The organism is Flavobacterium sp. 28YEA47A, from assembly GCF_041262125.1.
Taxonomy (GTDB): domain Bacteria; phylum Bacteroidota; class Bacteroidia; order Flavobacteriales; family Flavobacteriaceae; genus Flavobacterium.
On the sequence record NZ_JBGCCI010000003.1, the window covers coordinates 1 to 21,188 of the forward strand.

Sequence of the window (21,188 nt, forward strand, 5' to 3'; positions counted from 1 at the left end):
TAAGGTGCTAAGGTGCTAAGGTGCTAAGGTGCTAAGGTGCTAAGGTGCTAAGGTGCTAAGGTGCTAAGGTGCTAAGGTGCTAAGGTGCTAAGGTGAAAATTCGCAAAGAAAATTCAGATACGCAATGAAAAACTTTATTTTTTATTTTTTTATTTTCAACTAGCACTCTCACTAACTTTTATCTCTTTATCTTTTTCACTTTCAACTCCAGCACTTTCTCAACTATCCACTTTCAACTTTCATCTATCCACTCCCAACTATCCACTTTCTTAAAGCCTTTGTTAAACTAATCACTCATGCTGTAATTTTATTTATTTTTACAAAAAAATTCCAACTATGCCAACCGACTGTATCAGCTATCAAGAATCTGGTTACTTTACTTCCTTAATCAATGATTATTTAAATCAAAATCCAGACATACAGTCGCTTTATCACCGATTCTCATCTTTAGAAAATTTCGAGAAACAGCTTTTTGAAAAAGAAAAAAAATTCAATTCAGACATTACAAAACGTAAGACTCTACTTTCTGTTTTAGAAAAGCAATATTCAAACCTATCTGTTTCGGATCTGACAAAGTGGAATATCATGGCTTTGGAAAACCCAAAAACATTTACAATCACAACCGGACATCAGCTCAACCTCTTTACCGGACCGTTATATTTTTTGTATAAGATTGTTTCTACCATCAATCTTACCAAGCAATTAAAATTAAAATATCCTGAATACAATTTTGTGCCTATTTATTGGATGGCAACCGAAGACCATGACTTTGAAGAAATTAATTATTTCAACCTGCACGGAAAAAAAGTCCGTTGGAATACAGAAAATGGCGGACCAGTTGGAAGACTATCGACTAAAGGACTAGAAGAAGTTTTTGAGGTTTTTTCATTGGAATTAGGGATTGGAAAAAATGCAGAATATTTAAAAAAATTATTTGAAGAATCGTATGTTAGTCACAATAATTTGGCTGATGCAACACGGTTTTTAGCCAATGAATTATTCGGAAAAACCGGCTTGGTCATACTGGATGCAGATTCTGCCGAACTGAAAAAACATTTTGCTCCTTATGCCCAGGAAGAGCTTTTAAAACAAACTTCCCATAAGAAAGTTTTGGAAACATCTGAAAAATTGAAAAATTATAATATTCAGGTCAATCCGCGGGAAATCAACCTTTTTTATATTGAAAATGATTTGCGCGAGCGGATTATTCTTCAAAACGGTTTCTATTATGTAAACAATACGGAATTAAAGTTTACAGAAACTGAAATTTTGAAATTGCTGGAAACCCATCCTGAAAAATTCAGCCCAAATGTTATTATGCGTCCTTTATATCAGGAAGTCATTCTTCCTAATCTTTGTTATATTGGCGGAGGTGGTGAATTGGCCTACTGGTTAGAACTGAAATCTTATTTTGAATCTTCTGATGTTCCTTTCCCGATTTTGCTCCTGAGGAATTCCGTTCTTCTGGCTACTGAAAAGCAAGCCAAAAAAGCAGACAGGCTCAATTTGTCATGGAAAGACCTATTTTCAAAACAACAGGATTTAATGAATGCTAAAGTGAGATCTTTTTCAGAGTTTTCAATTGACCTGAGCGCACAGAAAATATTTTTAAGACAGCAGTTTGACAATCTTAATAAAATAGCAGAACAGACAGACAAATCTTTTACAGGCGCAGTAAAGGCTCAGGAAGTGAAACAAATCAAAGGTTTGGAAAATCTTGAAAAACGCTTATTAAAGGCCGAAAAGAAAAAACATCAGGAAGAACTGGAGCGAATTTCAGATTTGCAAAATGAATTATTTCCAAACCAGAGTTTACAGGAAAGAATTATAAATTTCTCTGAATTTTATCTGGGTTACGGAGAAGTACTTTTAGATAAATTATTCGAAGAATTACATCCTCTGGAACAGGAATTCAAAATCGTGATTCTCTAGCAGTTCCTTTTATAAAATCTGTAAAAGCAATCCGTTTCTTTTTGTTTTGTCAGGAATACAAAAATTTCTGTCGCTAATTTTTGCGATTGTTTTTCGTTTTCTGTCAAAAACACTACTTTTGCGCCAAATCTAAACAAACAAAATATAATGGCAACGAATAGAACATTCACAATGATTAAGCCTGATGGTGTTGAAAACGGACACATCGGTGGAATTTTGAACATGATTACTGAAGGTGGTTTTAAAATTGTTTCTTTGAAATTGACGCAATTGACTGTAGCTGATGCTCAACAATTTTATGCAGTTCACAGTGCAAGACCTTTCTTTGGAGAATTAGTTGAATTCATGACAAGAGGTCCTATTGTAGCAGCTATCTTGGAAAAAGAAAATGCTGTTGAAGATTTCAGAACACTTATTGGTGCTACTAATCCTGCTGATGCTGCTGAAGGAACTATCCGTAAGAAATATGCAAAATCAATCGGAGAAAATGCTGTTCACGGTTCTGATAGCGATGAGAACGCTGCTATCGAAGGTGCTTTCCACTTTTCAGGAAGAGAGCAGTTTTAATCGAGATACAATAAATAAAAAATCCGTTTCAAATTGAAACGGATTTTTTTTATGCTTTTATTTAAAAGTCTATCTAAAGACAATTTCTTTTACGATATCGCGACGGAATTCCTCGTTTATCATCTTTATTATTTTTTCTTTCCCATAGCTCAATTCCTGGCGCAATACAGCCGAAGTAAGTTCTACATAGAGCGTGTTGTTCCTTAAAACAACATCTTTAGTATAACTATTCACGCCATTGCCCATCAAAGATATCCATGCTTCTTTTACTGCAATACGGTCAATTCCGGTTTGCAGCTTGTTTGCTTCTATGATATGTTTTAGGACATCGCCTACAGAATTTTCATTATTTAGTCTCTTTGCCATCTAGCAGGTTTATTGGAGTTGCTTTTTTATATTGGTATTCTATTTTTTGCGGATTAACAATGGTCATTTGGTTTTCAGAAATCGACTTTAGTTCTTCTTCCCATTTTGCATATTCTGTTTTATAATCTAAATATATCTTGCCGTCTCTTTCTATAATTTCAACGGCTTCAGAAGTATCATCTGTCAAGAATTTTCCGTCAAGCTGCGGACTTACTTTTTTTCGGAAACCTTTGTAATCATTCCCAATTTCAAAAAAATCATAGGTTGTATTGATTTTATATTCTTTTTTTGAACCGTCAGCCATAATCACCTTTTCGATTTCCCAATAGCCATTTACTTTTTTGGCATCTTCTTTTGACGCTTTCTGGCTGCAAGCCATAGTAATCACTGCCGCAAACAGTAATAAAATTCCTTTTTTCATCTCATTATTTTAAAAAATAAAATTACTACTATTTGCTATGATAAAAAAAGTTTCCGGTTTAAACTATTTGGTATTTTTAAAGTCTATATAATAAACCCTATCCTTATGAAAAAAATAGGCTACCCTTTACTCTTTATTCTAGCTTTAATTAGCTGTAGTTCTGAAAGTAATGAATCCAATCCTACGGAATCAACAGTATACTTTCCTCCTTTGGAACAAAGTGCCATATGGGAAACAAAATCATTAAATTCATTAGGATGGAATGAGAATGCAGTTGCTCCGCTCCTTACCTATTTGGAAGAAAAGCACACTAAAGGCTTTATTATTTTGGTTGACGGAAAGATTGTTATGGAAAATTATTTTAATGGCCATTCTGCTACATCCAATTGGTATTGGGCAAGCGCTGGAAAAACATTAACGGCAACTATGGTTGGAATTGCAGAACAGGAAAACCATCTAAATAGTAATAATAAAGTTTCAGATTATCTAGGTCATGGATGGACAAGCCTTCCTCCGGCAAAAGAAGACCTGATTACAAACAAAAACTTATTAACTATGGCTTCTGGGCTTGAAGACATTAATAACGGTGATTGTGTGGAACCTGAGTGCCTTACCTATAAAGCGGATGCAGGAACACGATGGGCTTACCACAACGTTTATGTAAAATTACAAGATGTTGTAGCTTCGGCCGTATCAACAACTTTCAACAGTTATTTCAATACAAAACTAAGGGATAAGATCGGAATGAATGGTGCGTGGGTCCAATCTGGAAACAATAGTGTGTATTGGAGTACTACCCGAAGTATGGCTCGTTTTGGTCTCCTTATGCTCAATAAAGGAAAATGGAATAATGAAGTAATATTGAATGAAAGTTATTTTAATGCCGCAACAAATACATCCCAAAACATTAATCTGGGATATGGATATTTATGGTGGCTAAACGGAAAGTCCAGTTATCACTTACCACAGACACAAATACAATTTCCTGGAAGCATAATTCCAGAAGGCCCGAATGATATGTTTATGGCATTAGGTAAAAATGATCAAAGAATTTACGTAATCCCTAGCCGTAAGATGGTAATCGTCCGGATGGGCGAGGCGGCAGACAATGTCAATTTAGCCTTATCCGATTTTGATGAAGTTTTGTGGGAAAAAATAAATGCGCTAATTGATTAGCGCATTTATTTTTATTTCTTTCTGGTATTGGCCTTTTTTAAGGGACTTTTTCTTTGCCTGAAAAAATTTCGGACAGCCATAAAAAATGAGACCCAGCCCAAAATAACAAACAAATAATAGACTACCTGTACTTTGCCTTCAAAAAATGTTGAAATGAAAATCAGCAGTACAAATAAAATATAAAGATGAAGCGGTTTTATATTATGTATTGAAAAGGCCATTAAACACTTTTATTAATTAAATGCATACTTAAGATTTAAACTTATATTACTATCAATATTCTGATAATCGCTATTTTTCGATGTTATGTATCGCACTTTAGCAGTATCAAAGAAGTTGTTAAAGTTGTACTGCAAAAATTATTTAAAGAAAGAATCTACAAATTCAATTTTGTTAAACACTTGCAAGTCTTCGATACCTTCACCTACTCCTATGTATTTTACAGGAATTTGGAACTGGTCTGAAATTCCAATAACAACACCACCTTTTGCAGTTCCGTCTAATTTAGTAACAGCAAGTGCAGATACTTCTGTTGCAGCCGTAAACTGTTTTGCCTGTTCAAAAGCATTTTGCCCAGTAGAACCGTCAAGTACTAAAAGTACATCGTGGGGAGCATCGGCTACTACTTTCTGCATTACGCGTTTTACTTTGGTTAATTCGTTCATCAAATTCACCTTATTGTGCAAACGTCCTGCCGTATCAATAATGACTACATCCGCATTTTGAGAAACTGCCGACTGTAAGGTATCAAATGCTACAGAAGCCGGATCGCTTCCCATTTGCTGTTTTACAATAGGAACACCTACCCTGTCAGCCCAAATCTGTAATTGATCGATTGCTGCTGCTCTAAAAGTATCCGCAGCACCTAAAACGACTTTATATCCTGCTTTATTGAATTGGTAAGCCAGTTTTCCGATAGTAGTTGTTTTTCCAACTCCATTCACGCCAACAACCATCAAGACATAAGGTTTTTTGTCTTTAGGAACTTCAAATTCTGTAGCTTCTCCCGAATTTGTTTCTGACAATAGGCCTGCAATTTCTTCACGAAGAATTTGGTTCAGCTCATCAGTACCCAAATATTTGTCGTTAGCAACACGCTCTTCAATACGCCCAATGATTTTCAATGTCGTATTTACGCCTACATCTGATGAAACCAGAACTTCTTCCAGATTGTCTAAAACCTCATCATCAACTTTTGATTTTCCGGCTACGGCTTTGGTAAGCTTTGAAAAGAAAGATGTTTTTGTTTTTTCAAGACCTTTATCAAGGCTTTCTTTTTTTTCTGATGAAAATATTTTTTTAAAAAAACTCATTTTGTGATTCGTTAGATTTTTTCGGCTTATTAGAACTTGTTCTCCCTAATAACCCAAAAATTCAAGAAAATAACTACAAAGAGCACTTTACTTAAATTTTGAACAAATATAAAAATAAAAAAGCTACTTCCGAATGAAAGTAGCTTATCTATATAATGTCTAAATGATTATTTCTTTTTCAAAAAATCCTCAACTAATTCAGGAGCCATAACGCTTTCAACGAAAGTGTATGCGCCAGTTTTAGGAGATTTTACCATTTTGATAGCTTTTGTTAATCTCTTAGAAGCTGTCTGTAACGTTGCTACGGTTTTCTTTGCCATGACTAATAATTATTTAATTTCTTTATGAACAGTTACTCTCTTCAAGATTGGATTAAATTTTTTAATCTCTAATCTGTCTGGAGTATTTTTTTTGTTCTTTGTTGTTATGTATCTTGATGTACCTGGCTGACCACTAGTTTTGTGCTCTGTACACTCTAAAATTACCTGAATTCTATTACCTTTCTTTGCCATCTTGCTATATATTTAGAGGTAGGATTATTATTTAATAAACCCATTAGCTTTAGCTTCTTTCAAAACTGCAGCAATCCCGTTTTTGTTGATAGTTTTTATTGTAGATGCAGCTACTCTAAGAGTAATCCATCTATCTTCTTCAGGAAGATAAAAACGTTTCTTAACTAAGTTTACAGAAAATTTTCTCTTAGTCTTGTTCATCGCGTGGGAAACATTATTTCCAACCATCGCTCTTTTACCTGTAAGGTCACAAACTCTTGACATTATGCTTATCTTTTATCGTTATTCAAAATCAGGGTGCAAAGAAACAAAAAATAAACTGTATTTACAAAACATTCTACTCCTTTTTTTTCAAAATCTTTTTCGATTCCATATGCAGCCTGTAAAAGGCAAAAATCCTGTATTTCAAATTATAGGTTCTATTTATTCCGGATGTATTCTGTTAGATCATCTACATCTGCACTGAAGGAAAATATATCATTTAGCCTGAAATAATTTTTCTTTTCCGTGCAATAACCATAGGCAAACTTAACAAAATCTAATTTGTTTTCTTCAAAACTGATCGTATTAGCGATTTGTTTTATTTGATTTACATCCAGGCAATTTGCAGAAACAATCTGTTTAGCCACTTTTAGCTTGGTTTCGTCAAAACCTTGTTTCTTTACAGATGTCAGCGCATTATTAAAGTCAGTTGAACCCATCGGATATTTACTATTGCATCCTTTTAGTGGTGGGTCATAATTAACCTGCGGCTGACCAGAATGTGTTACTGTTGTAGTGGTTGTTTCTGTATAAACGCCATTTGGCTCTTTAATATTAATATTTACACCTACTCCTCCTACATTTACACCTACTCCCATTCCGGTATTACCAACAGTGGTTGTGGTTGTCGTTTGCGATACCGTGCTCACAGGCTGTGGAGCGCCATAATGCACAACATGAACATTTTTTGGAGCTCTATATTGGCGATCTACCGGAATTTCAGAGAAAAAATTAAGCTTATGCTTATTCTTGTTGTTTTTATCTCGTTTTATTTTATAGGTAACATCCATATATTCACCATCCACATCTGCAATCGCCAGATTCTTTTTTGTTATTTCTACAAAAGACTTGTTTTCAAAAAGTATTTTAGCATTATAATACGGCTGGTTCAGTTCCTCAATACGGATGTTTGTTTGCGGAATGTCATTTTGCAGTTCTCCGTTCAGCACAAGAAAGAAAGGATCTCCGTCTTCTGAAAAAATAGTCAAATTTCCTGTTGGGGCTTGAGCAAAAGCAAATGCTGCGGTTAGAGATGCAGCAATAGAAAAGTAAAGTTTTCTCATAAAAAAATAATTGATTTTTTTTAATGTGTTAAAAAAGGGGGATTAAAAAATTATTCGTGAACGAAAATATAAATTTCTCAGAAAAGACCAAAAACGATGCCAAACACCTAAAGAAATCTTATCTGATTTTCAAGATTTCTTTTTGGAGCATTTCAAAGGCCTTACCTACAGCCCTGTCAATGACTTTTTCGCGTGGTTGTCCAAAATTAAATTCTTCACAGATTATGTTATCCGGAGCCGGATAAGGTGTTGCTAAAGCAATAAAAACCGTACCTACTTCAGCAGGGGAGTCTCCTTTTTCAGGTCCGGCATTTCCAGTAGTAGCAATGGCGTAATCTGTTTTTAGTAGCTTCTGGACACCCAATGCCATTTCGATTGCTACTTCACGGCTTACGACTGAATGTGTATCAATAAGTTCTTGAGGTACTTTTAGGACTTCTACTTTGACTTCTGTAGCATAACTCACTACACTGCCCTTGAAATAAGACGATGAACCCGGGACTGAAGTCAGCAATTGGGCTATTTTTCCACCGGTACAACTTTCAGCAGTAGCTATTGTCATTTTATTTTTGGTTAACAATCGGCCAAGAACCACCTCTATCGTTTCATTTTCATCATATCCTACAATAATATCTCCAATGATTTTTGATAACGAGTCTGTGTTTTCTTCTATGGCTTTTTTCAAAACCTGCTCGTCGGTTCCGCGTGCAGACAATCTCAACCTTACCCTTCCCGGACTTGGCAAATAGGCGAGTTTTATAAATTCCGGAAGATTGTTTTCCCAATTTTCTATCCTTTCAGCAACAAGGCTTTCTCCCTGTCCATAAGTGAGGATTGTTTTATGGATAATAAAAGGTCGTTTATATTCTTCAATTACCTTAGGGACCACTCTATTTTCTATAAGATATTGCATCTCATAAGGCACGCCCGGCAAGGAAACAAAAACGGTATTTTCTTTTTTGAGCCACATTCCAGGTGCCGTTCCTGCATTATTAAACAGCACAGTAGCTTTTGACGGAACGAGAGCCTGATCTTTATTAATTTGGGAAATTGGACGTTTATAGAAACCTTCTATCAGTTTAGTTACATGAGCAAGGACTTCTTCATCCACTACCAATTGATCTTCAAAATAGTCGCATAATGTTTTTTTGGTAACATCGTCTTTGGTTGGTCCCAATCCGCCTGTAAAAATTACCAAATCAACTTGATTCTGTAGGCGTTCCAACGTTTCCAAAATATGCTCTCTGCTATCGCTTATAGAAATGACTTCGTGGATATCAATCCCTATCCTGTCTAATGATTTTGCAATAAAAGCAGAATTGGTGTCGATGATTTGTCCAATAAGGATCTCATCTCCTATAGTTACTACGGTTGCTTTCACGTATTTTGATTTTTCTGGCTTGCAGTCAGAATTACAAGTTAAAGTCTTTCTTGATTTCCTTTACTGCCTTTTCGACTTTGTCTGCAATACTTTTATAAGTATCCTTGATTTCTTTTTTCTTTCCTTCCCGCTTTGTCCAATCTTCTACAAGAAGAATTTCTTCAAAAGCGACAGTCATTCCCAGCAAATCAAGAGTAGGTTTGATTTTATGAGCGAATGCGTAAGCCAGCTTATAGTCTTTTTCCTTTATACCTTCTTTTACATTTTTCAGGTCGGCAGGAACTTCAGTCACGAAAAGATTTATAATATCCTGAACGAATTCGCTGTCGTTATCTGAAATCTCGTAGACTTTTGCCAGATTATAGTGTATAGCCATTATTTTACCTGTATTCTAAATAATTTATGTCCGTCTAAATATCCTTCAAGAATATCGTCCGGATTGACCTTTGCAACTCCTTCCGGAGTACCTGTGAATATGATATCTCCTATTTTCAGCGTAAAATATTGCGAAACGTAGGAAATCAATTCGTCAATTTTCCAGAGCATCTGGTTTGTATTGCCAATCTGGACTGATTTTCCGTTATTGGTCAATTCAAATGTAAGATTTTCCAGTGAATTGAATTGAGATTTTTGCAAAAATTCTCCAATGACTGCTGAACCGTCAAATGCCTTGGCTTTTTCCCACGGAAGTCCTTTCTCTTTAAGCTCAGCTTGAACATCACGGGCTGTAAAATCAATACCTAACCCGATTTCTTCATAATATTTATGTGCAAATTTAGGCTCGATATGCTTCCCCACCCTGTTTATTTTTACCAGAATTTCAACTTCATGATGAATATCACTGCTAAATTCCGGCAAGAAGAAAGGAAAATTTTTAGGCAATATTGCGGTATCCGGTTTAAGAAAAATTACCGGTTCCGACGGTCTTTCATTTTGCAGTTCTTCTATATGCTTGGCGTAATTTCTCCCAACGCAGATTATTTTCATAAGTCCTGTTTTCGGCGCTTAAAGTTAGCTCAGTTTATTATTCAGTTTTCTTAGTTTGATTGCTGTCAGCACCTTTTTAGTATACAGCGGGAAGTCTGCATTTTGAATCCATCCAAAATAACCAGGTTCGGCTTCAAGAACTTTTTCAACCTTGGCTCCTTTGTGTTTTCCAAACGTAAAAATTTCTTCGTTGTCCTTGTCTAAGCCAATAAATCCTGCAAAATCAACCGATTTTTTTCTGGTTGTATATTCAGAAAGCGATCTCATGTCCTGTGGCAAATCTTCGTATCGCTCTAACTGTGCTTTTAGGATTTCATAGGTAGCCATAGTATCAGCTTCGGCAGAGTGTGCATTTTCAAGGCTTAATCCGCAATAAAATTTATAGGCAGCACTTAAAGTACGTTCTTCTTTTTTATGGAAAATAGTCTGAACATCTACCGCTACCCGATTTTTCATATCAAAATCGAGTCCTGCTCGCAACAATTCTTCAGCCAATAACGGAATATCAAATCGGTCAGAGTTGAATCCGGCCAAATCAGAATCTTTTATCATGTTATGAACTGTAGCCGCCAATTCTTTAAAAACAGGCTCATTAGCTACTTTTTCATTCGTAATTCCGTGTACGGCTGTTGTTTGCGGCGGAATCGGCATTTCCGGATTAACCAGCCAAGTTCTGCTTTCTTTATTTCCGTTAGGAAAGACTTTAAATATCGATATTTCTACAATCCTGTCTTTACTGATGTCGATTCCTGTGGTTTCGAGATCAAAGAAACAGATTGGCTTTGTCAGTTTAAGTTCCATTTTCTTGTTTTTATGGACTGCAAAGATAACGGTTTTTGTATTGAACTTTTATTCTAAAATTTACTGTTTATGCAAGTAATAAACATCAAATCCTTTTATTTTCAGTTTCTTATTTTCCAATGTCTTCAAAAATTTATGAAGAAAAAAAACTACTCCCTCTAGGTTTTTCATTAGATTTACTTTATGCCTTCGGTAATTAACAACTCTACCATGAAAATAAAAATAATCGTTACGTTTGTCTTTACCATTTCAAGCCTCCTCGCTCATTCGCAAAATAAAAAACTACAATGGATAAATGAGAATGCTATTCCTTTAGCCAAAAACTTACAATCAGACAAAAAATTTTCATTTTTAGATTCGGAATTAAACGAAAAAACAATTCTTGGACTTGGAGAGGCTTCTCATGGAACCCACGAATTTTATATACAGAAGGCAAACATCATCAAATATTTAATTACAAATAGCAATTATAGGCTGCTTGGTTTTGAACTTACCCAAGCCAACATCAGCCCTATCAATGACTATCTCCAAAATGGAAACGGCGATCTGAAAACGCTAATGAAATCACTCATGCTCTACAATGCACAGGAAATTTCTGATCTTTTCCAATGGATAAAAAAACACAATCAGAGCCAGACAGCCGCCAAAAAAGTAATCCTTTTTGGATTTGACAGTGAAGATTTTTGGCATGATCCTCTTACAAGAGACAAAAACATGGCAGAAATAATTATTAAAACACAAAAAAGTGAGGCTTCGAAAGCAATTATCTGGAGCCATAATGTGCATATCGCAAAAGACATTACTATGGCCGAAGTAGAGGCTATGGGTGGTTATTTAAAACAAGAGTTAGGTTCAAAATATTATGCTTTAGGCTTTGACACTTATAAAGGAAGCGTAAACGTGATTACAGAAGGAAAAATCACTAAACATAGTTTTGAATCAGCCCCGGATACTTTCTCCGGATTATTTTCTAAAGCAAAAGACGGTCTATTCTTTCTTTCTTTTAATTCGAAGAAATCAAATCCTTTTATACAAACCAAAAACAAAATCACCAACATCTATTCAGTATGGACAAACGACAGAGCATTACCTATACTGCCGGGTTCTGATTTTGATGCCATTGTATTTATTCGGGAGACAACCGCGTCATTAATTATTGAATAGCACAATTTATTCCATAAAAAAACCTCTCAAACGAGAGGTTTCTTTTTTTATAACTAAGTCAATTAATAATCTCTATTGACGTCAAAAGCTTCTAAATAATCCGCAACACGTTTTACAAAGCTTCCTCCCAACGCACCATCAACAACACGATGGTCATAACTATGAGAAAGGAACATCTTTTGACGGATTCCGATAAAATCACCTTCTGGAGTTTCAATAACTGCCGGTACTTTTCGGATAGCTCCTAAAGCTAGTATTCCTACTTGTGGTTGGTTGATGATTGGTGTTCCAAAAACACTTCCAAAAGTACCTACGTTAGTAACTGTATAAGTTCCACCTTGCGTATCGTCTGGTTTCAATTTACCTGCTTTGGCTCTGTTTCCTAAATCATTAACCGCTTTTGCCATTCCAACAAGGTTTAGTTGGTCAGCATTTTTGATTACCGGAACGATTAGGTTGCCATTTGGTAAAGCTGCGGCCATACCCAAGTTGATATTTTTTCTTTTGATAATAAATTCGCCATCAACAGAAATATTCATTCCTGGGAAATCTTTTAATGCTTTGGCTACAGCTTCCATAAAAATTGGTGTGAAAGTCAATTTCTCACCTTCTCTCTTTTCGAAAGCATTTTTCACTTTGTCTCTCCACTTCACGATGTTGGTTACATCGACTTCAATAAACGACTGTACGTGAGCTGAAGTCTGTACCGAAGCTACCATATAGCCGGATATCAGTTTTCGCATCCTGTCCATTTCCACGATTTCATCGCCTCCATTTACAGAAACAGGAACTGCTGTTGCTGCTTTAGGAGCAGGAGTACTTGCTACCGGAGTGGCTGAAACCGGAGCCTGAGCTTGTTGGCTCGCTGCTTTTGGTTCTTTTCTGTTGGCAACATAGCCTAATATATCATCTTTTGTTACTCTTCCATCTTTACCAGAACCTTGAATTGATTCTAGTTCGGCAACAGAAACTCCTTCTTCTTTGGCAATATTTTTAACCAAAGGAGAAAAGAATTTATCTGAACCTGAAAAATCTTGTGGAGTGGCAACAGCTTGCTGTGCAGTTTCTACCGTTTTTTCAATTTCAGCTACTGAAGCCGGAGCTTCTTCTTTTGGTGCTTCTACAACAACACCTCCCGATACTTCAATATAAGCAATTGTCTGGCCTACTTTTACAACATCATCAACGTTAAAAAGGATTTCAGACAAAACTCCAGAGACTTCAGAAGGTACTTCTGAATCTACTTTATCGGTAGCAATTTCCAATACAGCCTCGTCAGCTTCAATTGGATCGCCTACTTTTTTTAGCCAGTTGGTAATTGTTGCTTCTGCAACGCTTTCTCCCATTTTTGGAAGTTTCAATTCAAATTTTGCCATATTGCTAACCTAATGGTGAATTTTTATTTTCTGCTTGCAAAATTAGTGATAATTTTCAGGTTATGCCATGAATTACATAATTTTACAAGACTTTTTTTAAACACAACTATTTACATTCTAAAGTAATGGAGATTTCTATTTAAAACCGAATAAATTCTCCCCGTTCGTTATTACTATTGCTTCCAATGATAAAGCCTGAGTCTTTAGGTAAAATCTTAAATGTGAGATTTTTATCCTTGTTTGTTTCCATAATCGAGATGCACTCTTTAAACGTGAGATAATCAGCATCTAAAATTACTTCTACTGAGCCTAAACCCGAAAACGTTTGCGAAAATACTGCTTTTTGGTTTTCAAATTTCTGGATTTGAATATTTTTTTTCAGTGTATTCTGTAATTTTCCTTTGAGGATATCATTGTCCGAAATAAAAATATAATTTTCCGGCTTTGTTTTTTGTTTTGGCTTTCCCCGGAACATTTTCATGAAAGAAAAGAAAAGTGTTCCTAATTTCATAAATAGCATAAAAAACACTGATGCCTTAAGATTCTTTTGATAAAACAATTCCATTCCTTGCTGGAATCGCTTCATATAAGTCCCGTCTTTTACCGTGCTTTCACCTTTGTAATGAATGATACTGGTTTCAGGAAAATAGTAATTCGTTTTTCCTTTTTTAAGCACTGTATATGAAAAATCAATGTCCTCTCCATACATAAAATACCGTTCATCAAATCCGCCCACTTCATTATAAAGCGCTCTTTCTAAAACCATAAAAGCACCAACCAAAACATCTGTTTTCCCTGTTTGATTTTCTCGTAAACGGCCTGTATAATAACGCCCGAGCCAGTTAGACGTTGGTGCCAGTTTATAAAGCCCAAATATTTTTGTGAAAGAAACCCAGGGAGTCGGAGTACTTCTTTTTGATTCTGGCAAAAAATTACCTGTTCCATCGATTAGCCTGCATCCAATTATTCCTAAATCGGTTTGATTTTGGGCAAACGTTATTATTTTAGTAAATGTATCTTCTGCAACTACAGTATCCGGATTCAGTATGCAGACATATCTTCCTTTGGCTTTTTCTACACCAATATTATTTCCTTTCGGAAAACCTACATTTTCTTTATTTTCAATTAGAATTACATCCGGAAAACGTTCTTTTACCATTTGGCAGCTGTCATCGGGAGAATTATTATCAACAACAATAATTTCAGCATCAAGTCCATGAATGGCTTCCCGAACGCTCAACAGGCATTGCTCAAGAAAATAACGGACATTGTAGTTAAGGATGATAACGGATAACTGCATTGAGCAAATATAAGCAGTTTTTAGATTATTCTAATGGAAATGCAACTCGAAAAGCAGCGATAAAACTCTGTTATTTCATAAAAAAACGCTCTTTGATTTCTTTTTTGGTTTCCGGATCTATGCCATAGAAATCAATATATTCCACCTTAGGTTTCAGGCTACCCGATTCTTCCATAGAAAGATACATTTTAGCGAGTATCATTTTTTTGCCATTTATAACCGTCCTTACCTGTGGTTTATCTTTAGGCCCTAATTCTAAATAAAGTTTCTTTTCAGGATAAGAAACCAAAGAAAATTCATAATGGTTTTCTTTCAGCTTGCGTACATCCACACCATAAGCTAATTTTCGCTGTATCTTGGTAAGTTCTTCTTTTACGCCGCCTTTGGTATAGGCTACCCTATGAATTTTTATGGGCTCAAAGTCGTCAAACTTCTTGCCATCAAAGTTAGCTTCATAAACAAACGTATTGTGATTTTTGCTATGCTGTATGTAAAACAAATGATCATCTGTTATTGTAGGAGTAGGATAGCCTTTCTGTGCCTGCATGCTTATCGAAATAAAAAGCAAAAACCATATTTTTTTCATTTCTAAATATTTAGGTTTCACGAATATAGCAAAAGTTTTTCCATCCTTAAATAGCCAGACTACTTCTTTAACGCTATTTTTCCTGATTTGTACAAGTCAAGCGCTTCTTTTAAAAGGTTTTCAATCTTTTCAATCGGCAAGTCTTGATTGGGATCAAACAGCAATATTTTCATCCGCGAACGCTTTTCGGCCAGTAGCTCCGGATCATCTAAATGCTTCCCTTCTACAAAACCTATATAGGGCTGTTTATACTTTTTATGAATCCATAAATAGCAAAACATTTTTTGTTTGTAGCAAAACATGGGCATACCATATTTCAGTACATTAGTAACCTCAGCATCTTGTGAAAGTATAATGTTTTTCAAAGCCAACAGGCAACTTTGGTGAGGTTCCGGTTGTTTCAAATAAAAATTATCTATTTCTTGTATTACATCCATAGTTTCTTATTTTGCCAATCCACTATAAATGTATCAAATTTGGAAATATGTTTCTTTTTTGATTAAGAACTTTTATTTTTTAGCCACAGATTAAAATGATTCCGTAGATTTAATAACTAATGCTTGCTTTCAATTGTTTCCTCTTTACAAACTTTGTGAATCTGTGCCTTTATATGAAAATTAATTTCGCTTCTGTTTTGGTTTTAAAAAGCTACTTTTGCAAAAAATTTCTACCGTGAATTACTTATCAGTCGAAAATATCTCAAAATCTTTTGGCGAGCGCACGCTCTTCAAGGACATTTCGTTTGGAATCAATAAAGACCAGAAAATTGCTTTTATTGCAAAAAATGGTTCGGGCAAGACATCTATCATGAGAATTATCAATGGAGATGACGAACCGGACACTGGCCAGGTTGTCATACGAAAAGACATTAAAATGGCTTTTCTATCGCAAAACCATAACCTGCAAGACGAATTGACTATTGAAGAAAGCATTTTCGCATCCGACAATGAGGTGTTAGATGTTATTCACCAATACGAAAAAGCACTGGAAAATCCGGAAGATGAAGAAGCATACCAAAAAGCCTTTGACAGAATGGATCAGTTCAATGCCTGGGATTTCGAAACTCAATTTAAGCAGATATTGTTTAAGTTGAAACTTGAAGATTTCAAACTGAAAGTAAAAAATCTTTCCGGTGGGCAAAAGAAACGTCTTTCGCTGGCTATTATCCTTATCAACCGTCCGGATCTGCTAATTCTGGACGAGCCGACCAACCATTTGGATCTGGAGATGATTGAATGGCTGGAAAGTTATTTTGCCAAAGAAAACATTACCTTGTTTATGGTAACGCACGATCGTTTTTTTCTGGAACGTGTTTGTAATGAAATCATTGAGCTTGACAATGGAAAGCTCTACCAATATAAAGGCAATTATTCTTATTATCTGTCAAAGAAAGAAGAACGAATTGCTTCAGAAAATTCAAGCATAGACAAGGCACAAAACCTTTTCAAAAAAGAATTGGAATGGATGCGCCGACAGCCAAAAGCACGAACTACGAAATCAAAGTCACGACAGGATGACTTTTATGTTATCAAGCAAAAGGCAGAAAGTCGCCGTAAGGAAAATCAGGTTGAACTTGAGATCAATATGGAACGTATGGGTAGTAAGATCATCGAACTCCATAAAATCACTAAACGTTTTGGCGACAAGATCATCTTAGATAATTTTAATTTTGATTTCCAACGTGGCGAACGAATCGGAATTATCGGGAAAAACGGAACGGGAAAATCTTCTTTCCTGAATGTACTGACCGGAACAATTCCGCCTGATTCCGGAAAAGTAGTCGCTGGTGACACTATTAAGATTGGATATTATACACAGAGCGGCATCAATCCTAAGCCGGGCCAACGTGTAATCGACATCATCAAAGAATATGGTGAATATATTCCATTGACGAAAGGCAAAATCATTTCGGCTTCGCAATTGTTGGAACGTTTCCTTTTTGACAGTAAAAAGCAGTACGACTATGTAGAAAAATTGAGCGGTGGTGAGCTAAAACGACTTTATCTTTGTACGGTACTGATTCAGAATCCAAACTTCTTGATTCTGGATGAGCCAACGAACGATTTGGATATCGTAACCTTAAATGTACTCGAAAGTTTCCTTCTGGACTATCCTGGATGTTTGTTGGTTGTTTCGCACGACCGTTATTTTATGGACAAAATCGTAGACCATTTGTTTGTTTTCAGAGGAGAAGGCGTCATCGAAAATTTCCCGGGCAACTATTCCGATTTCCGGGCTTATGAAGATAGTGTAGAGCCTGTAAAAGACGAAACTACTAAAGAGAAAAATAACTGGAAGCAGCAAAACGTTTCCTCAGGCCTTACTTTTAACGAACAGAAAGAATTCCAAAAAATTGAACGTGAAATCAAGGATTTGGAAATCGAGAAAGTCAAAATCGAGCAGCTGTTTTCTGATGGAAAGGTTGCCGATGCCGATATTGAAAAAAAGGCTAAGGAACTTCAAAACATAATCTCAAAAATCGAAGCGAAAGAAGAACGATGGTTTGAACTTTCTGCCAAGATGGAAGGATAATCAGAACGGTATGCATCTCCTGATATCATATCTGAAATTTCTATGGAATTCAAACAATTCTCACGGTGTGCATTCACCGTTTGTGTTTGATTTGCTCAGAAAATGTTTTTATGATAAAAATGAATATGGGGCTTATGGCATCTTAAAAAAATACCGCAATTCATTACTGCAAAATAAAAACACAATTGAAGTTACCGACTTTGGAGCCGGTTCAAGAGTTTTTAAATCCAATACACGGGCAATAAATCAAATTGCCCAAAACGCAGGAATCTCAAGAAAAGACGCCCGACTTTTGTATCGGATTGTAAATTATTTTAAACCAAAAAACATCTTAGAAATCGGGACTTCGCTTGGTTTGGCAAGTTCTGCTTTAGCTTTAGGAAACCCGAAGGCAAAAATCACAAGTCTGGAAGGATGTCCTGAAACGGCAAAAATTGCACAAAAGCAATTTCAGGAATTTGATTTCAATATCGATTCTATAATTTCCCAATTTGAATCCTATCTGGAAACCAAAACCGTAAAATCTGCGAATTACGATTTAATTTATTTTGATGGCAATCATTCTAAAGAAGCCACATTAAGCTATTTTGAATCACTTCTTTCCACTGCGAATAATGAAACTATCTGGATTTTTGACGACATTCATTGGTCATCCGGTATGGAAGAAGCATGGGAAGTTATAAAAAAACACCCAAAGGTTACTGTCACAATTGACACCTTCCAATGGGGTTTTGTTTTTTTTAGAAAAGAACAGGAGAAAGAACATTTTATACTCCGCACTTCCAATTCTTTTTTCCTGAATAGCATATTGGGCATCCGAAAATTATGGGGCCTATTGCCCTAATTAGTTCGCAGTGCGTTTATCAGTTCGGCTTTAGTCATTTTTGAACGGCCATCTATTCCTACTTTTTTAGCTTGGTCATAAATTTCCTTTTTGGTCTGGTCTTCATATTTTTTGGCAAGGCCTCCCCTTTTTTCAGCGCCTTCACTATTCGCTATACGTGCCGATTTCTCTTTACTATAGCCTTTATCGCGTAATGCTTCGTATTGGTCCCTATCTTTGATTTGCTGGCCTGGACTTTTGTTTGGCATGATTTTATTTTTTATAGGTTAGACATTATATAAATTTAATAAATATCTAATTTTAAATACGTTAACTAGCCGTTAAAGCCAACACAAATAAAAATGGCTGCCCATAAAAGGACAGCCATACCTAACTCAAACCAATATGTAATTACTCTTTAGCTTTTTGATTTTCTTCAGCTTTTGCTCCCATTCGTTCCCATTTAAATTTTGGAGCGAATTTAAATTTCAGCTCAGCAATCTTTCTGTTATCTTTTGAAGAAAGTCCTTCTTTTTCAACTGTATTTTTATGAGCATCTAAAGCCTCATACATCGCTTTTATCTCATCAAAATCTTCTCTTGAATAAGTATCTTTATTTTTATCAAACTCGTTATAAAAATCATTATACACTCGTAAGATATTGTCTTTGTTTACCCAAGAAAAATTCATGTCTTCTCCAATTTTCCCAGCTCCAAAATAGGCATCCCGTAACAACTGTTTTTTATTAGGAGGAGTACTTGCCGCCTGAGCTTCTTTTGCTGCTTGAGCTTCAGCTTCTAATTTTGATTTTAAATCGGCATATTTTGCTTTGGATTTTTCAAGTCTGGCTTCTGCCACTGCTTTGTCTTTTAGCTCAGCAAGAGCTGCTTCAGCTTCGGCTGTTTTTTGGTTATAAGCAACCTCTATCGACTCCCAATTTGCTTTTGCATCAGCTACGGCAACATTAGTAACTGAATCTACATATTTTTCATAAGCTCCGACTGTTTTTTCAGCCTGCTTTTCACTTTCACTTTTACACGAGACAAGAGTCACTGCAATAAGTGCGCTTCCTAAAAATAGATTAATCTTTTTCATAACTTGGTGGTTTTAATTAAAAAATTGGTTACATAAATTTAGTTATAAAAAATTATTTTTATGTTTTTAGTTAAAATATTATGATTAATTTAATACAGAGATATCTAACTATTAATTTTATCTTAAAATCTTAAATTGAATTCGTTTTTGCAAAAATTCATTACTTTTAGGCTCAAATTAAAGCTATGTCATTAATCAAGATCACCAATATAAAAAGAGACTTTGTACTTGGAAATGAAATTATCCATGTATTAAAAGGAATCGACCTTACTATCAACAAAGGAGAATATGTTGCTTTAATGGGACCATCCGGTTCTGGAAAATCTACTTTGATGAATCTTTTGGGCTGCCTTGATACTCCCACATCAGGACAATATATTCTGAACGGAAAAGATGTAAGCCAGATGAGTGATGACAATCTGGCGGAAATCCGCAACAAAGAAATTGGATTTGTTTTCCAAACATTCAACCTGCTGCCTCGAACAACTGCACTTAATAATGTGGCACTTCCTATGATTTATGCCGGATATTCAAAAGCAGAACGTTCAGCACGAGCAGAAGAAGTACTGACTCAAGTTGGGCTAAAAGACAGAATGGACCACGAACCTAATCAGCTTTCCGGTGGGCAAAGACAGCGTGTTGCAGTTGCCAGGGCTTTAGTCAATAAGCCATCTATTATCTTAGCCGATGAACCAACAGGAAACCTTGACAGTAAGACTTCTGTGGAAATCATGAACCTTTTTAATGAAATTCATGCTAACGGAAATACTGTAATCCTAGTAACACACGAAGAAGATATTGCCGCTTATGCCCATAGAATCATACGACTTCGTGATGGTTTGGTAGAAAGTGACAAGCCAAATAAATAGTTTTTCACTGTAATAAGCACAGTTCAATTTTCAAGAATAGTCTTTACAGAAAACCAACAATTACAAACACATGAAAGTATATACAAAAACAGGAGACAAAGGAACTACAGCTTTATTTGGAGGCGACAGAGTGCCTAAACACCATATCCGAATCGAAAGTTATGGTACTGTTGATGAACTTAATTCCTACATCGGACTAATACGCGATCAGGAAATAAATACCCATTATAAAGAGGTTTTAATCCGAATTCAAGACAGATTGTTTACTGTTGGTGCCATTTTGGCCACACCGCCGGAAAAAGAAATCCTGAAAAATGGAAAACCAAGGCTAAATATTCCAAAAATAACCGAAACAGATATCGAATTACTTGAAAATGAAATTGATGACATGGAAAGCGCCCTGCCACCAATGACACATTTCGTACTGCCTGGCGGACATACAACCGTGTCATATTGTCACATTGCGCGCTGTGTTTGTCGTCGTGCGGAACGACTTTCGGTTCATTTAAACGAGCAAGAGCCTACAGACGAGCTTGTAATTAAGTATTTAAACCGACTTTCTGACTACCTTTTTGTACTGGCACGAAAGTTGTCCTACGACCTTAAGGCCGATGAGGTAAAATGGATTCCTGAAAAACAGTAATCTGAAGCAGCCAAATCGA

The 21,188-nt window shown here is 35.7% G+C and carries 25 protein-coding genes; 8 read left to right on the forward strand and 17 right to left on the reverse strand.

What is annotated here, in order from left to right:
- Positions 1-336: 336 nt before the first annotated feature.
- Positions 337-1,932 (forward strand): bacillithiol biosynthesis cysteine-adding enzyme BshC, encoded by a 1,596-nt coding sequence (bshC, locus tag ABH942_RS04460; RefSeq protein WP_370029783.1) that lies wholly within the window; start codon positions 337-339, stop codon positions 1,930-1,932.
- Positions 1,933-2,079: 147 nt separating this feature from the next.
- The gene (locus ABH942_RS04465) at positions 2,080-2,499 is read left to right on the forward strand and encodes a nucleoside-diphosphate kinase (RefSeq protein WP_370029784.1); all 420 of its coding nucleotides are present in this window, start codon (positions 2,080-2,082) and stop codon (positions 2,497-2,499) included.
- A 69-nt stretch (positions 2,500-2,568) separates the two neighbouring features.
- On the opposite strand, the gene ABH942_RS04470 is transcribed toward ABH942_RS04465, so the two are convergent.
- Both ABH942_RS04470 and ABH942_RS04475 read right to left on the reverse strand, forming a co-directional pair.
- Positions 2,569-2,865: a DUF721 domain-containing protein gene (locus tag ABH942_RS04470; RefSeq protein ID WP_140002983.1), complete on the reverse strand. Its 297-nt coding sequence runs from the start codon at positions 2,863-2,865 to the stop codon at positions 2,569-2,571.
- Complete coding sequence (locus tag ABH942_RS04475; protein ID WP_370029785.1) at positions 2,846-3,286, reverse strand: hypothetical protein; 441 nt, start codon at positions 3,284-3,286, stop codon at positions 2,846-2,848. Before ABH942_RS04475 ends, ABH942_RS04470 begins: the two co-directional genes overlap by 20 nt.
- A 105-nt stretch (positions 3,287-3,391) precedes the next feature.
- Here ABH942_RS04475 and ABH942_RS04480 point away from each other — a divergent pair, with 105 nt between their 5' ends.
- Positions 3,392-4,462 (forward strand): serine hydrolase domain-containing protein, encoded by a 1,071-nt coding sequence (locus ABH942_RS04480; protein ID WP_370029786.1) that lies wholly within the window; start codon positions 3,392-3,394, stop codon positions 4,460-4,462.
- A gap of 359 nt (positions 4,463-4,821) precedes the next feature.
- On the opposite strand, the gene ftsY is transcribed toward ABH942_RS04480, so the two are convergent.
- The 9 genes from ftsY to ABH942_RS04525 all read right to left on the reverse strand — a co-directional run bounded on the left by ftsY (position 4,822) and on the right by ABH942_RS04525 (position 10,781).
- Positions 4,822-5,775, reverse strand: a complete 954-nt coding sequence (gene ftsY, locus ABH942_RS04485) for a signal recognition particle-docking protein FtsY (RefSeq protein WP_140002978.1) — start codon at positions 5,773-5,775, stop codon at positions 4,822-4,824.
- A gap of 167 nt (positions 5,776-5,942) precedes the next feature.
- Positions 5,943-6,095: a DUF4295 domain-containing protein gene (locus ABH942_RS04490; RefSeq protein WP_140002976.1), complete on the reverse strand. Its 153-nt coding sequence runs from the start codon at positions 6,093-6,095 to the stop codon at positions 5,943-5,945.
- A 9-nt stretch (positions 6,096-6,104) separates the two neighbouring features.
- Entirely contained in the window at positions 6,105-6,287 is a 183-nt protein-coding gene (rpmG, locus tag ABH942_RS04495; RefSeq protein ID WP_056069900.1) for a 50S ribosomal protein L33, read from the reverse strand.
- A 27-nt stretch (positions 6,288-6,314) separates the two neighbouring features.
- Positions 6,315-6,551, reverse strand: a complete 237-nt coding sequence (gene rpmB, locus ABH942_RS04500) for a 50S ribosomal protein L28 (protein WP_056069897.1) — start codon at positions 6,549-6,551, stop codon at positions 6,315-6,317.
- Between the two features lie 155 nt (positions 6,552-6,706).
- Positions 6,707-7,612 (reverse strand): DUF4476 domain-containing protein, encoded by a 906-nt coding sequence (locus ABH942_RS04505; RefSeq protein WP_370029787.1) that lies wholly within the window; start codon positions 7,610-7,612, stop codon positions 6,707-6,709.
- A 118-nt stretch (positions 7,613-7,730) separates the two neighbouring features.
- On the reverse strand, positions 7,731-8,993 hold the full coding sequence (locus tag ABH942_RS04510) for a competence/damage-inducible protein A (RefSeq protein ID WP_370029788.1): 1,263 nt from the start codon (positions 8,991-8,993) through the stop codon (positions 7,731-7,733).
- A gap of 31 nt (positions 8,994-9,024) precedes the next feature.
- Entirely contained in the window at positions 9,025-9,369 is a 345-nt protein-coding gene (locus ABH942_RS04515; protein ID WP_370029789.1) for an Hpt domain-containing protein, read from the reverse strand.
- Entirely contained in the window at positions 9,369-9,980 is a 612-nt protein-coding gene (locus ABH942_RS04520; protein ID WP_370029790.1) for a fumarylacetoacetate hydrolase family protein, read from the reverse strand. The genes ABH942_RS04515 and ABH942_RS04520 overlap by 1 nt, the downstream gene beginning before the upstream one ends.
- 24 nt (positions 9,981-10,004) lie before the next feature.
- Positions 10,005-10,781 carry an exonuclease domain-containing protein gene (locus ABH942_RS04525; RefSeq protein ID WP_370029791.1) on the reverse strand — a complete coding sequence of 259 codons (777 nt, stop codon included), beginning with the start codon at positions 10,779-10,781 and terminating at the stop codon, positions 10,005-10,007.
- A 210-nt stretch (positions 10,782-10,991) separates the two neighbouring features.
- Here ABH942_RS04525 and ABH942_RS04530 point away from each other — a divergent pair, with 210 nt between their 5' ends.
- Entirely contained in the window at positions 10,992-11,945 is a 954-nt protein-coding gene (locus tag ABH942_RS04530; RefSeq protein WP_370029792.1) for an erythromycin esterase family protein, read from the forward strand.
- A 62-nt stretch (positions 11,946-12,007) separates the two neighbouring features.
- Here the strand turns inward: ABH942_RS04530 and ABH942_RS04535 are convergent, their stop codons facing one another.
- The 4 genes from ABH942_RS04535 to ABH942_RS04550 all read right to left on the reverse strand — a co-directional run bounded on the left by ABH942_RS04535 (position 12,008) and on the right by ABH942_RS04550 (position 15,644).
- Positions 12,008-13,321 carry a dihydrolipoamide acetyltransferase family protein gene (locus ABH942_RS04535; protein WP_370029793.1) on the reverse strand — a complete coding sequence of 438 codons (1,314 nt, stop codon included), beginning with the start codon at positions 13,319-13,321 and terminating at the stop codon, positions 12,008-12,010.
- A 139-nt stretch (positions 13,322-13,460) separates the two neighbouring features.
- Complete coding sequence (locus ABH942_RS04540) at positions 13,461-14,621, reverse strand: glycosyltransferase family 2 protein (protein WP_370029794.1); 1,161 nt, start codon at positions 14,619-14,621, stop codon at positions 13,461-13,463.
- 70 nt (positions 14,622-14,691) lie between these two features.
- A complete protein-coding gene (locus tag ABH942_RS04545; RefSeq protein ID WP_370029795.1) occupies positions 14,692-15,207 on the reverse strand; it encodes a DUF4833 domain-containing protein in 516 nt (171 codons plus the stop codon).
- Between the two features lie 59 nt (positions 15,208-15,266).
- Positions 15,267-15,644, reverse strand: coding sequence for a DUF1801 domain-containing protein (locus tag ABH942_RS04550; RefSeq protein WP_370029796.1), 378 nt, complete (start codon positions 15,642-15,644; stop codon positions 15,267-15,269).
- A 235-nt stretch (positions 15,645-15,879) separates the two neighbouring features.
- Between ABH942_RS04550 and ABH942_RS04555 the strand changes: the two genes are divergently transcribed.
- Complete coding sequence (locus ABH942_RS04555) at positions 15,880-17,739, forward strand: ABC-F family ATP-binding cassette domain-containing protein (RefSeq protein ID WP_370029797.1); 1,860 nt, start codon at positions 15,880-15,882, stop codon at positions 17,737-17,739.
- Positions 17,740-17,749: 10 nt separating this feature from the next.
- Positions 17,750-18,583 carry an O-methyltransferase gene (locus ABH942_RS04560; RefSeq protein ID WP_370029798.1) on the forward strand — a complete coding sequence of 278 codons (834 nt, stop codon included), beginning with the start codon at positions 17,750-17,752 and terminating at the stop codon, positions 18,581-18,583.
- Here ABH942_RS04560 and ABH942_RS04565 read toward each other — a convergent pair.
- Together ABH942_RS04565 and ABH942_RS04570 are read right to left on the reverse strand one after the other, a co-directional pair.
- Positions 18,580-18,831 carry a Rho termination factor N-terminal domain-containing protein gene (locus ABH942_RS04565; RefSeq protein ID WP_370029799.1) on the reverse strand — a complete coding sequence of 84 codons (252 nt, stop codon included), beginning with the start codon at positions 18,829-18,831 and terminating at the stop codon, positions 18,580-18,582. The genes ABH942_RS04560 and ABH942_RS04565 overlap by 4 nt on opposite strands.
- Positions 18,832-18,973: 142 nt before the next feature.
- Positions 18,974-19,657: a hypothetical protein gene (locus ABH942_RS04570; RefSeq protein WP_370029800.1), complete on the reverse strand. Its 684-nt coding sequence runs from the start codon at positions 19,655-19,657 to the stop codon at positions 18,974-18,976.
- Between the two features lie 185 nt (positions 19,658-19,842).
- Here ABH942_RS04570 and ABH942_RS04575 point away from each other — a divergent pair, with 185 nt between their 5' ends.
- Together ABH942_RS04575 and ABH942_RS04580 are read left to right on the forward strand one after the other, a co-directional pair.
- The gene (locus ABH942_RS04575; RefSeq protein ID WP_370029801.1) at positions 19,843-20,526 is read left to right on the forward strand and encodes an ABC transporter ATP-binding protein; all 684 of its coding nucleotides are present in this window, start codon (positions 19,843-19,845) and stop codon (positions 20,524-20,526) included.
- 70 nt (positions 20,527-20,596) lie between these two features.
- Entirely contained in the window at positions 20,597-21,169 is a 573-nt protein-coding gene (locus ABH942_RS04580; protein ID WP_370029802.1) for a cob(I)yrinic acid a,c-diamide adenosyltransferase, read from the forward strand.
- The last annotated feature ends 19 nt before the right edge of the window (positions 21,170-21,188 follow it).

Excerpts from the sequence above, each read along its gene's own strand:
- bshC (WP_370029783.1), top strand. The coding sequence starts at position 337 with ATGCCAACCGACTGTATCAGCTATCAAGAATCTGGTTACTTTACTTCC.
- ABH942_RS04465 (WP_370029784.1), top strand. The coding sequence starts at position 2,080 with ATGGCAACGAATAGAACATTCACAATGATTAAGCCTGATGGTGTTGAA.
- ABH942_RS04470 (WP_140002983.1), bottom strand. The coding sequence starts at position 2,865 with ATGGCAAAGAGACTAAATAATGAAAATTCTGTAGGCGATGTCCTAAAA.
- ABH942_RS04475 (WP_370029785.1), bottom strand. The coding sequence starts at position 3,286 with ATGAAAAAAGGAATTTTATTACTGTTTGCGGCAGTGATTACTATGGCT.
- ABH942_RS04480 (WP_370029786.1), top strand. The coding sequence starts at position 3,392 with ATGAAAAAAATAGGCTACCCTTTACTCTTTATTCTAGCTTTAATTAGC.
- ftsY (WP_140002978.1), bottom strand. The coding sequence starts at position 5,775 with ATGAGTTTTTTTAAAAAAATATTTTCATCAGAAAAAAAAGAAAGCCTT.
- ABH942_RS04490 (WP_140002976.1), bottom strand. The coding sequence starts at position 6,095 with ATGGCAAAGAAAACCGTAGCAACGTTACAGACAGCTTCTAAGAGATTA.
- rpmG (WP_056069900.1), bottom strand. The coding sequence starts at position 6,287 with ATGGCAAAGAAAGGTAATAGAATTCAGGTAATTTTAGAGTGTACAGAG.
- rpmB (WP_056069897.1), bottom strand. The coding sequence starts at position 6,551 with ATGTCAAGAGTTTGTGACCTTACAGGTAAAAGAGCGATGGTTGGAAAT.
- ABH942_RS04505 (WP_370029787.1), bottom strand. The coding sequence starts at position 7,612 with ATGAGAAAACTTTACTTTTCTATTGCTGCATCTCTAACCGCAGCATTT.
- ABH942_RS04515 (WP_370029789.1), bottom strand. The coding sequence starts at position 9,369 with ATGGCTATACACTATAATCTGGCAAAAGTCTACGAGATTTCAGATAAC.
- ABH942_RS04520 (WP_370029790.1), bottom strand. The coding sequence starts at position 9,980 with ATGAAAATAATCTGCGTTGGGAGAAATTACGCCAAGCATATAGAAGAA.
- ABH942_RS04525 (WP_370029791.1), bottom strand. The coding sequence starts at position 10,781 with ATGGAACTTAAACTGACAAAGCCAATCTGTTTCTTTGATCTCGAAACC.
- ABH942_RS04530 (WP_370029792.1), top strand. The coding sequence starts at position 10,992 with ATGAAAATAAAAATAATCGTTACGTTTGTCTTTACCATTTCAAGCCTC.
- ABH942_RS04535 (WP_370029793.1), bottom strand. The coding sequence starts at position 13,321 with ATGGCAAAATTTGAATTGAAACTTCCAAAAATGGGAGAAAGCGTTGCA.
- ABH942_RS04540 (WP_370029794.1), bottom strand. The coding sequence starts at position 14,621 with ATGCAGTTATCCGTTATCATCCTTAACTACAATGTCCGTTATTTTCTT.
- ABH942_RS04545 (WP_370029795.1), bottom strand. The coding sequence starts at position 15,207 with ATGAAAAAAATATGGTTTTTGCTTTTTATTTCGATAAGCATGCAGGCA.
- ABH942_RS04550 (WP_370029796.1), bottom strand. The coding sequence starts at position 15,644 with ATGGATGTAATACAAGAAATAGATAATTTTTATTTGAAACAACCGGAA.
- ABH942_RS04560 (WP_370029798.1), top strand. The coding sequence starts at position 17,750 with ATGCATCTCCTGATATCATATCTGAAATTTCTATGGAATTCAAACAAT.
- ABH942_RS04565 (WP_370029799.1), bottom strand. The coding sequence starts at position 18,831 with ATGCCAAACAAAAGTCCAGGCCAGCAAATCAAAGATAGGGACCAATAC.
- ABH942_RS04570 (WP_370029800.1), bottom strand. The coding sequence starts at position 19,657 with ATGAAAAAGATTAATCTATTTTTAGGAAGCGCACTTATTGCAGTGACT.
- ABH942_RS04575 (WP_370029801.1), top strand. The coding sequence starts at position 19,843 with ATGTCATTAATCAAGATCACCAATATAAAAAGAGACTTTGTACTTGGA.
- ABH942_RS04580 (WP_370029802.1), top strand. The coding sequence starts at position 20,597 with ATGAAAGTATATACAAAAACAGGAGACAAAGGAACTACAGCTTTATTT.